Origin of the sequence: Sulfitobacter sp. HI0040, assembly GCF_001634885.1 — a bacterium.
Lineage (GTDB): Bacteria > Pseudomonadota > Alphaproteobacteria > Rhodobacterales > Rhodobacteraceae > Sulfitobacter.
In genome coordinates this window covers 1-10,535 of sequence record NZ_LWEX01000021.1, presented here as the reverse complement: position 1 = coordinate 10,535, position 10,535 = coordinate 1, and the positions used below count along the sequence as shown (strand labels likewise).

Sequence of the window (10,535 nt, the reverse complement as noted above, 5' to 3'; positions counted from 1 at the left end):
CTTGTGGGCGCGCCGCTGTCCAGCGGCGCGCCCACAAGAATACAGGTTTGATCTGTCATCGTGATCCCCTTGAGAAATGCTGAGCCGCCCGGATGGGGCGGCGTTTTGGCTGACATAACCCACGGTTTGGGGAGTGGACAATTTGCCAAAGTGATCATTTCGGGTATAGATTATCCGAAACGGAGGCCTGAATGGACGAAACGGATCACCGGCTCATTGCCGCGCTGCGCCATGACGCGCGGGCCTCCCTGTCGGATTTGGCGCTGACGCTGGGGCTGTCGCGCACCACGGTGCGGGCGCGGCTGGCGCGCCTGCGCGAACGGGGGGAGATCGTCGGCTTTTCGGTGGTCACCCGCGCCGACGTGCGGCCCGACCCGGTGCGGGGCATGATGTTGATCGGGATCGAGGGGCGCGGCGCCGAGCGGATTACCCGGCAGCTGGCCGCCATGCCGCAGGTCCGTGCCGTCCACAGCACGAATGGCCGTTGGGACGTGATCGTGGAGATCGGCACAGAGACGTTGGAGGATTTTGATACCGTCCTGGCGCGGATACGCAGGCTGGACGGTATCGTGGCGAGCGAGACGAGCCTCTTTCTCAAGACCCAGAAGACCGGGTAGAGGTCAGGCGGCGCTGCGGTCCCGCCGCGTGGCAGCCGCGACCCAGAGCGCAACCAGTACCAGCGAGAAGAGCGCGTTCCAGCCGGCCATGGAGAGACCGAAGAGCTGCCAAACGATCTCGTCGCAGAGCACGAGGCCGGTGGGCGCGTCCATCGACAGCAGGTCGCCCCCGCTCATCGTATCCAAATCGAGCCCGCCGCCGGTGCAGGACGAGGGGCCGGGCCACCACTTCCATTCCACCCCGGCGTGATAGATGCCGATCAAGGCGGTCGTCGCCGCAGCCGCCGCACCGGCCCATGCCAGCAGCCGGGACCCGCCCATCAGGATGATCGCGCCGATCAGGATGGCCGCCGCGTGGGGCCAACGCTGCCAGTAGCACATTTTGCAGGGCAGATAGCCGCCCAGATACTGAAACCCGAAGGCCGTCAGCAGCAGGAATGCGGAGCCGAGCGTGGCCAGAATGACGAGACTGCGGTGGGTCATAGATACCTCACAAGTGCGAAACCGCCGAACAGCAGCGCGACGGCGAGGGTGAACATCAGCCCGAGCCGCCGTTCGATGAACGTACGGATCGGCGCACCGAAACGGTAGATCAGCGCAGCCACGAGGAAAAAGCGCAGCCCGCGCGCAAGGATCGACGTGGCGACAAAGGTGAAAAGCGGCATCCCCGTCCAGCCGGACATGATGGTGATGACCTTGTAGGGGAACGGCGTCACGCCCGCGGTCAGCACGGCCCAGAAGCCCATGTCGTTGAACCGCGTGGCGAATTCCTCCATCGCGTGATCTTTCCCCAGGGCAGAGAGGATCGGCTCCCCGATGCTGTCGAAGGCGAAGGCGCCGATGCCATAGCCGAGCAGCCCGCCCAGCACCGATGCGAGCAGCGCTACGCTGGCGTAGAGCCATGCCTTGCGGGGGCAGGCCAGCACCATGGGGATGAGCAGGATGTCGGGCGGAATCGGAAAGAAGGAGCTTTCGACAAAGGCCACCACGGCCAGCGCCCAGACGGCATGGCGATGTTGGGCCCAGGCGAGGGTCCAGTCATAGAGACGTCTGATCATCCGCGGCACTCCGGTCTGCGCATCTCCAACACCATGCTGGCGCGCCGTGGTCAAGACACAGTGTAGGGGAAGTGATTTCGCTTGCCCGGAATGTCTGCTCGCGCTAAACGGCCCCGGCGTGCCCAAGTGGCGGAATGGTAGACGCAGGGGATTCAAAATCCCCCGCCGCAAGGCGTGCCGGTTCGAGTCCGGCCTTGGGTACCAGCCATAACTCCCGACCAGCAGTCGCTACATGATGGCGTTTGACGTTGGAGCGGGATGCGGGCCGGGCCAATACGGGGCGCGGCGTCTCTAAATCCTATCGGCTTGATTCGGACAAAATGTGACAGGCTTTGCCGTTTTGGAGCACCAGTTGCGGAAGGTGGCGCATATTGGTTCCAATTTGAGTACAAGGCTTCCGCGCCCTCGCGGCGGCGACGCCGTACCGGCCTAGCGTTGCCACATTACCGCCATTGTCTCTTTGATGGATACAATAAACACGTTCGTAACCTGCTCTGGCGAAGGGTTCTCGACAGAATGCCCTTGGTTTCATGAGAAATTCGCAGATCGTCCAGATTTCCCGTTTGGAAACAATAGCTCCCATGAGGCGGCTCGAAGCTACCCCAAAAGAATAGGAGAAAATATGCGAACGGGTGTAGTTTGACACTTTTCGGTCATTTTTGGCTTTGTTCGCTGCATTTCAGCCATTATCAATAAACTTGCCCAACTGGGGGGCATCCAAAATCTGGTCACGGGGGCGGCCGCACATATCGCGCATTTTTGCATGCGGGAGACGTGCTTACGCCGCAGGTTTGCGACCGTATTCACGACGAGACGAGAAGCTGCCGCCGATCGTTCCGGGGCCCCTTGGGCCACGATCTCCCTCCTTTTGTTGCGCTTGTGTGCGAGCTGCCCCGACCGGTCGTTGGTGCCCGCGGGGTGAACGAGTTGAACGGAGTACGAGATGCCTTTTGTTGCCCTAATCCACTGGCTGGTGAGAACACCGGAACCAATCGCCCTCCGTTCAGACGGGCAACGCACAGATTTTGCACATAATTCCATTTCGGGCGCGCTGCGTGCGCCGCGCAACGACGCTTAGGAGACCGGATCCATGAACGCTACGACACCCAAGAAAACGGTTATCAATTTCAACAACCTCGAAGCCGGCACCGTGGTCGACAACGAATACCAGGCCGAAGGCGTGACGATTTCGGCCACGGGCGGCGCGGGTCAGGCCATGATCTTCGACACTGCCGCCCCCACCGGCGGCGACACCGATCTGGCGTCCGACAAGCTCGGCAAGGTGTTGATCATTTCCGAGGACGGCGACAGCAGCGACCCGGATGACAATGCCACCGGCGGCGCGCTGTTCTTCGATTTTGCCACGCTCAGCGCGATCCGGAGCCTGACGTTCAAGGATATCGATGAGGCCTCCGGCGCGGAAGTGATCTTCTACGGGCAGGACGGCAGCGAGATTTCCCGCCAGCAGATTACCCCCACCGGTGACGGCGGTGAAAGCACCGTCAAATTCTCCGCCCAGGGCGTTGCCCGGATGGAAGTGCGCTTGGAAGGCTCCGGCGCGGTAGATAACCTCGTGTTCGAGGGCAGCGATACCCCCTCTGGCGAACCGGTTTCGCCCCCCGCGGAAAACGGTGACGGCGTCGTGGAAGGCACTGAAGGCGACGATCAGATCGACATCAACTACCTTGGCGACCCCGAAGGCGACCGGATCGACAACAACGATGCGATCATCGGCAATCCCGGCTCGCAGGACGATATCGTCGACGCGCTTGATGGCGATGACACCATCCGCTCCGGCGAGGGCGACGACGAGGTTTATGCCGGCGGCGGTGATGACAACGTGTCCGGCGGCGTCGGAAACGACACCATCTTCGGTGACAGCGGCTATGACGGCGAACGGGGCAACCCCGGCACCGGCGGTGGCGGGCGTGAAAGCTTCAAGTGGAGCGAGGCCCCCGATCCCGATGGCGCGGACCCTGTCGACGATGGCGACAATCTGGGCGGTGGTTTCACGCAGAACACCGGGAGCCGTGACGTCGAATTCTTCGTTCTGAACAAGACCAAGAACATATGGAACACCTATTCGACCGACACCGGAAATACCGATGGAATCGACTCCGGCGGTGAGGATGTGAACGAGAATTCGTCGCTGGAAAGCCAGACCAAAGGCGACCGCGAAATCACGACCTTCAAGCTGCGCTTCAACGAGTCGGTCGATGATGTGGATTTCCGCATCAACGATATCGATGGCGACTCCGTCATCAAGGTCATCGCGTTCAACGCCAACAACGAACGGATCGAGGTCAACCTGACCGCGGGCAGCAATGTCGCGCTCAGCGATGAGGACGACCACGCCGGAAACGAAGCGGCGCGCAGCCAGGGCGGAGTCTTCGAGGACACGAGCTCCGAAAGCTCGCTGAAGGTTGAGATCCCCGGCCCGGTCACCCGAGTTCTGATCGAACATTCGCAGGTCGGCAAGATTGCATCCAGCATCAACATGACCGACGTCTACTTCAACGTGAACGGCGGTGGCGGCTCCAACGGCGGCGGCTCCGAAGGCATGGTAGGCGTTCCGGGCGACGACATGCTCGCCGGGAACGAAGGCGACGATGTGATCTTCGGCGAAGAGGGCAACGATACCCTCCTCGGCGGGACGGGCAATGACACGCTGAACGGCGGTCAGGGTAACGACTCGGTCGAAGGTGGCGACGGCGACGACGTGATCGACACCGACGGCGGCGATTTCGCGCCCGACATCGGCTATCCGCGCTCTGACCGCGACAGCCTCGGCTTCGATGCGGACAGCGATCCCGAGAACGACCGCGACTATGTCGACGGCGGCGCGGGCAATGATGACATCCGCACCGGCGATGACCGTGACACTATCTTCGGCGGGACTGGCAACGACAGCATCAATGCCGGCATCGACGATGACGAAGTTTCCGGCGGCGACGGCGCGGACCGGATCGTCGGCGGCGAAGGCAACGATACGCTCCTTGGTGGCGACGGTGACGACTATATCTTTGGCGGCAACGATCCCGACCTCGGTCTCGATGTGCTGAACATCCCGGATGAGGAAACGGCAGACAATCCCTTCTCCCCCGACCGGGCACCGAACAACGGCCGCGATTACATCGACGCGGGCGCGGGTGACGATGTGGTGCTTGGCGCAGACGATGACGATACGATCATCGGCGGCTCCGGCGACGACTACCTTGATGGCGAGGAAGACGACGACGTCATCGAAGGCAACACCGGCAACGATACGCTGCGCGGCGGGCAGGGCGACGACAGCCTTTCCGGCGGGCAGGGCATGGACACGCTGCTGGGCGACTCGGGCAACGACACGCTGCGCGGGAACCGCGATGACGATGAGCTCTACGGCGGCACCGGCGACGACCTGCTGGATGGCGGCGGCCAGAACGACCTGCTCGACGGTGGCGAAGGCGATGACACCCTGCGCGGTGGCAGGGGCAACGATACGCTGACAGGCGGCGAAGGCAACGACAGCCTCGACGGTGGCAGCGGCAACGACGTCATCATGGGCGGTGCCGGTATCGACACCATGTTCGGCGGCAACGACCGCGACCAGTTCTCTGACGTGAATGCGGGCGATCAGGTAGACGGTGGCAGCGGCGGCGACGATTTCGACACGCTGGACCTGCGCGGTTCGGCTCCCGAAGGCGGCCGTCTGGAAGTCACCTATACCTCCGACGACCGCGAAGACGGTTTCGTGACCTACTACAATGCCGATGGCAGCGTGGTGACACGGACCAACGCCGCGGGCGAGGAAGAGGCGCAGACCCTCGATTTCGTCGAGATCGAGAACATCGTTCCCTGCTTCACACCGGGCACGCTGATCGCGACACCGAAGGGCGAACGCCGGGTCGAGGAACTGGAAGTCGGTGACCGGGTCATCACCCGCGACAACGGCATTCAGGAAATCCGCTGGGTCGGCAAGCGCGCCATGACGGGCGATGAATTCGAACGCGCGCCGCACCTCAAGCCCGTGCTGATCCGCGAAGGCGCGCTTGGCAACGGGTTGCCCGAGCGTGACATGATGGTCAGCCCCAACCACCGCGTGCTGGTCGCCAACGACAAGACAGCGCTCTATTTTGAAGAGCGCGAGGTTCTCGTCGCGGCCAAGCATCTGACTGGTCTGGAAGGCGTCGATATCGTGGATGTGTCGCAGACGACCTACGTGCACATCATGTTCGAACAGCACGAGGTGATCCTGTCGGACGGCGCATGGACGGAAAGCTTCCAGCCCGGCGATCAGAGCCTTGCCGGTATCGGCAACGCCCAGCGGACAGAGATCTTCGAACTCTTCCCCGAACTGGCAACCGAAGAAGGCGTACAGGGCTACACCGCCGCTCGCCGGTCGCTGAAAAAACACGAGGCGAAGCTGCTGACAAAGTAAGCTGAGGACCACAACCTGCGCGCCCTTCGGAGTGCGCAGGACCGAAATATGCAGCAGTTCACCGGCTTGCCGGATGTAACGGGGAAGCGGGCCGATCAGTCGGCCCGCTTTTCATTTATTTTGGAGTGAGTTACGGGGCGGGGCTGAGGTTACGTATTAACTTGATATGTGTCGATTATCGTGAGGTTTTGTAGAGTTATCTGGCGAAGTTCATCTATCCGGATTTTCCGCACGCCAAGCGGCCCACGCTTCGGGCGTGTCCAGATCGCGCCGCGCCCGGTCGCCGAGAATCTGGATAAGCTCCACGTGATGAGCATTTGATTTCACGATGGATTTTGCCCCCTCGTCTCCCTGAAGCTGCATGATCTCTTCGAATAATTCGGCATGAAAGACGATAGGATGGCCCGGCGCGCCTGTCTCGGTCGCGGCACGCCAGATGCGCGTGTCACCTCCCGCGTTCACCGCGGTGGCAAGCCGCACCAGGTCTCGCGCCCGGATGTCCGGCTGATCCCCCAGCAGCAGCATCGCGGCGGGGGCATCGGCGGGCAGTGCTGCAAAAGCGCGGCGGAGCGAGGCGTTCATGCCTTCCCTTGCATCCGGCACCTCCACGCGGACGACATCGCAATCGACCAAGGCGTCGTGGCGGGGATGCGGTGCGGGCGGCAGGGCCACGTAGACACCCGCGCCCGCCACCGACAGGGCCATATCCGCCTGCCGTCGCAGCAGCGGCAGGCTGTCGACGGGCTCCAACAGCTTGTCGGCACCGCCCATCCGCGTCGATCCACCCGCGCCCAGCAGCACGATGGGGAAGGGCACATGACCCGCGCGCTCTGCCGCCATCAGCCCCGCATCCGGCTGCCGTCGGGATCGAAAAGCGGCGTGGTGATCACGCGCGCCGGGCGCATTTCGCCGAGGATCTCGATCTCCACCGCCAGACCCTCCTGTAACCGCTCACGCGGGACGAAGCCCAGCGCGATGGATTTCTGCGCGTGGTGGGAATATCCGCCGGAGGTACAGAACCCCACGACAGCGCCGTCGAGCCAGATCGGTTCATAGCCATGAACATCCGCATCCTCGGCCTCCACCTCGAAGGCGGCAAGCTGCCTCGCGGGCGGGGCGGCGCGTTCCGCCTCCGCCGCCGCGCGACCGATGAAATCGCTGTTCTTGGAGAACTGGATGAAACGGTCCAGCCCCGTCTCCGCCGCCGTATAATCGGGCGAAAACTCCGACATCCACGACCCGAAGAATCGGTCGAGCCGCAGGGACATCATGGCACGCATCCCGAAGGGTGTGATGCCAAAGGATTCACCTGCCTGCCAGAGCCTATCCCATAGGGCGCGCTGCGCCATCGGATCGCAATAGATCTCGTACCCGAGATCCCCGGTGTAGCTGACCCGCTGCACGATGCAGTCGGCCATGCCCACCACCATGCGCCGCACGTCGAGGAAGGCCATATCCGCAAGGTCCTTGCCTGTCGCCGCCTGCAGCAGGTCGCGGGCGCGGGGGCCGGCGATCTGGAAGCCGGTGCAGCGGTCGGAGATATTCTCGACCCTCACCCCGTCTTCGCAGTGCCGGTCGAACCAGCGCATGTGATAGGCCTGCGCCCCGTAGGACGCGGTCAGCTGAAAACTCTCTTCATCGAGGCATGAGATCGTGAAATCCCCGATCAGCCGCCCGGAATGGGACAGCATCGGTGTCAGCGACAGGCGGCCCGGCTTCGGCACGCGGCCCGCCATGATCCGGTCCAGCCACGCCCGGGCGCCGGGGCCGGTGACGCGGTATTTCCCGAAGTTCTGCACCTCGTTGATGCCAACGCCTTCGCGTACGGCGCGCACCTCGCGTCCCGTGGCCTCGAACGCGTCGGAGCGGCGGAAGGACGGTGTTTCGTACTTCGGCTCGTCGCCCTTGGCGAAATAATTGGGCACCTCCAGCCCGTATTGCTGGCCCCAGACCGCGCCCATCCTGGTGAAAATGTCGTACATCGGGGTGGTGCGGAAAGGCCGCGCGGCGGGCAGTTCCTCGTTCGGGTAGGAGACGGAGAAGCGTTTCTGGTAGTTCTCGATCACCTTGGGCAGCGTATAGCCCGGGGTGATCCAATCGCCGAAGCGGGCCACGTCCATGGCCATCACGTCGCGTTCCGGCTCGCCCTCGATCATCCATTGCGCCAGCATGAGCCCCACGCCGCCGCCCTGGCTGAAGCCCGCCATGACGCCGCAGGCCGACCAGTAGTTGCGCATCCCCGGAACGGGTCCGACAAGGGGGTTGCCATCGGGGGCGAAGGTGAACGGCCCGTGGATGACGTTCTTGACCCCCGCACGCTCGAGATCCGGGAACCGGCGGTAGGCAAAGGCGATGCTGTCCTCGATCTTGTCGAAATCATCGGCGAGCAGGTCCTGTCCGAAGCTCCAAGGGGTGCCGCCCACGGCCCAGGGGCGGCAGGGCTGTTCGTAAAAGCCGATACAAAGGCCGAGCCCTTCCTGCCGCAGATAGCTTTCGCCCGCCGGGTCCATCACATGGGGGTGTTCCTTGCCGTCGGCCATCCTCTCTTGGATCAGGGGGACGGGTTCGGTCACAATGTACTGGTGTTCCATGGGGTGCAGCGGGAAATACACGCCCGCCATCGCGCCGACCTCGCGCGCCCAGAGGCCGCCGGCGTTCACCACATGCTCGGCATGGATGGTGCCCTTGTCGGTGACGACATCCCATGTCCCGTCGGGGCGCTGGTTCGTTTCCCGCACCATGCAGTGGGTTTCGATGGTAGCCCCGCCCATCCGCGCGGCCTTGGCATAGGCATGGGTGGTGCCCGACGGGTCCAGATGCCCATCCAGCGGATCGTAGAGGCCGCCGATGATCCCGTCGATGTTGGTCACGGGGGCGATCTTCGCGATTTCCTCGGGGCCCACGATCTCGGTGTCGAGGCCCATGAACCGGTGCTTGGCGCGTTCGGCCAGCATCATGTCGAAGCGGTCGCGGTTGTCGGCCAGCGTGACCCCGCCCACGTGGTGGAGCCCGCAGGACATGCCGGTGATCTCTTCCAGCTCCTTGTAGAGGCGGATGGTATAGCCCTGCAGCGCGGCCATGTTGGTATCGCCGTTGAGGGTATGGAAACCGCCCGCGGCATGCCATGTGGAGCCTGAGGTGAGTTCCGAGCGTTCGACGAGCATCACGTCCGACCAGCCGAGCTTTGTCAGGTGATAAAGGACCGAGGCGCCGACGACGCCGCCTCCGATCACGAGGGCGCGGGTTGTTGTCTGCATATGCGTCATCCTTGCTGTACTGGCGCCAGCCTGCCGCCGGGCGTCGCGGGGATCGTGCGTGTTCACGACCTCGGACGTCGGATTTGTGGCATTGGTGCCCGCTTCGGGCAAGGGTGCCGCACCCTGCGTCGCGGCGCGGTGGGTAAAGGGCCAGCGTTATCCACAACTTGCATTTGCGCACCAAGGTATCGAAAGCTGCTGCAGACACTTGCCAGTTTTCATGATGACCTAGGTATCATCCCATGGATCTTGATTTTCTTACCCCCGACACATTGCTCCGTAAGGCCCGCGAATACAGCCGCAAGCTGTGGGTCCGCGTTCTGGCAATGGGGCTTCTGGCGTTCGTCGTTCTGGGCGTGACGCAACTGCTCGAAGGGTTGGTGCCCAAGAAGCTCGCGGTAACCCTGAGCGGCAGCGCCGCCGACCGGCTGTTGCAGATCATCGCGGATGCCATGCTTGCCGTTACGATCTTTTCCATCACCATCATGGTGACGGTCTATCGCGCGACCTCCACCCAGTGGACGCCCCGGGTGCACCGCCTGATCATTCAGGATCGCACGACGCAGAACACCATCGCCGTTTTCATCGGCGCCTATGTCTATGCGCTGGTTGCGATCATCATGCGGGAGTTGGGGATCTACGTGGATGAACGGGCCTTCGTGCTCTTCATCGTGACGGTTCTGGTGTTGGCGATCATCGTGATCAACCTGATCCGCTGGGTGCTGCATCTGCAGACCTTCGGCAGCCTGATCGACACGACGCGGCAGGTCGAAAAGGTGACGCGCGCCCAGTTCGAAGACCGGCTGAAGGAACCCTGCCTCGGGGCGCATCCGCTGACCGGCGACATCCCCGAGGATGCCGAGGTGATGCGGGCCGCGCAGACGGGCTACATCCAGCATATCTATCCCGAAGCCATGGACGAAATCGCGAAGAAACATGGGATGGAGGTATTTCTCAACCGGCCAATCGGCAGTTTCGTCTTCGAGAACGAGCCGCTTTTGCAGGTGGCGCAGCGGGGCGAGCCCACGCGCGAAGGGGGGCGTGACCGGGACAAGTTCGAACGCCATCTGCGTGACTGTATCGTGATCGGCGATCTGCGCACCTACGATCAGGATCCGCGATTCGGCCTCGTGGTGATGGGAGAGGTGGGCTCGAAGGCGCTTTCGCCCGGGGTGAACGATCC

General features: G+C 63.1%; 7 protein-coding genes and 1 tRNA gene. 4 read left to right on the top strand and 4 right to left on the bottom strand.

Translation table 11 applies throughout. From position 1 onward, the window contains the following. Nucleotides 1-191: 191 nt before the first annotated feature. Nucleotides 192-617 (top strand): Lrp/AsnC family transcriptional regulator, encoded by a 426-nt coding sequence (locus tag A3728_RS02285; protein ID WP_067919883.1) that lies wholly within the window; start codon nucleotides 192-194, stop codon nucleotides 615-617. Between the two features lie 3 nt (nucleotides 618-620). Here A3728_RS02285 and A3728_RS02280 read toward each other — a convergent pair whose 3' ends face one another. Further along, complete coding sequence (locus tag A3728_RS02280; RefSeq protein WP_067919881.1) at nucleotides 621-1,100, bottom strand: disulfide bond formation protein B; 480 nt, start codon at nucleotides 1,098-1,100, stop codon at nucleotides 621-623. Further along, complete coding sequence (locus tag A3728_RS02275; protein WP_067919879.1) at nucleotides 1,097-1,675, bottom strand: YqaA family protein; 579 nt, start codon at nucleotides 1,673-1,675, stop codon at nucleotides 1,097-1,099. The genes A3728_RS02280 and A3728_RS02275 overlap by 4 nt, the downstream gene beginning before the upstream one ends. Nucleotides 1,676-1,795: 120 nt before the next feature. Here A3728_RS02275 and A3728_RS02270 point away from each other — a divergent pair. Together A3728_RS02270 and A3728_RS23905 are read left to right on the top strand one after the other, a co-directional pair. Then, nucleotides 1,796-1,879 (top strand) — tRNA-Leu (locus A3728_RS02270). 886 nt (nucleotides 1,880-2,765) lie between these two features. After that, complete coding sequence (locus A3728_RS23905; RefSeq protein WP_150120611.1) at nucleotides 2,766-6,095, top strand: Hint domain-containing protein; 3,330 nt, start codon at nucleotides 2,766-2,768, stop codon at nucleotides 6,093-6,095. Between the two features lie 210 nt (nucleotides 6,096-6,305). On the opposite strand, the gene A3728_RS02260 is transcribed toward A3728_RS23905, so the two are convergent. Continuing rightward, a complete protein-coding gene (locus A3728_RS02260; RefSeq protein ID WP_067919877.1) occupies nucleotides 6,306-6,935 on the bottom strand; it encodes a nucleotidyltransferase family protein in 630 nt (209 codons plus the stop codon). Further along, nucleotides 6,935-9,352: a GcvT family protein gene (locus A3728_RS02255; RefSeq protein ID WP_067919875.1), complete on the bottom strand. Its 2,418-nt coding sequence runs from the start codon at nucleotides 9,350-9,352 to the stop codon at nucleotides 6,935-6,937. Before A3728_RS02255 ends, A3728_RS02260 begins: the two co-directional genes overlap by 1 nt. A 242-nt stretch (nucleotides 9,353-9,594) precedes the next feature. Here A3728_RS02255 and A3728_RS02250 point away from each other — a divergent pair. After that, nucleotides 9,595-10,535: DUF2254 domain-containing protein (locus tag A3728_RS02250; RefSeq protein WP_067919873.1), on the top strand; the 941-nt coding region annotated here is incomplete at its 3' end.

Bases quoted from the DNA above. Each gene is read 5' to 3' on its own strand.
- A3728_RS02275 (WP_067919879.1), bottom strand. From the start codon at position 1,675: ATGATCAGACGTCTCTATGACTGGACCCTCGCCTGGGCCCAACATCGC.
- A3728_RS02255 (WP_067919875.1), bottom strand. From the start codon at position 9,352: ATGCAGACAACAACCCGCGCCCTCGTGATCGGAGGCGGCGTCGTCGGC.
- A3728_RS02285 (WP_067919883.1), top strand. From the start codon at position 192: ATGGACGAAACGGATCACCGGCTCATTGCCGCGCTGCGCCATGACGCG.
- A3728_RS02280 (WP_067919881.1), bottom strand. From the start codon at position 1,100: ATGACCCACCGCAGTCTCGTCATTCTGGCCACGCTCGGCTCCGCATTC.
- A3728_RS23905 (WP_150120611.1), top strand. From the start codon at position 2,766: ATGAACGCTACGACACCCAAGAAAACGGTTATCAATTTCAACAACCTC.
- A3728_RS02260 (WP_067919877.1), bottom strand. From the start codon at position 6,935: ATGGCGGCAGAGCGCGCGGGTCATGTGCCCTTCCCCATCGTGCTGCTG.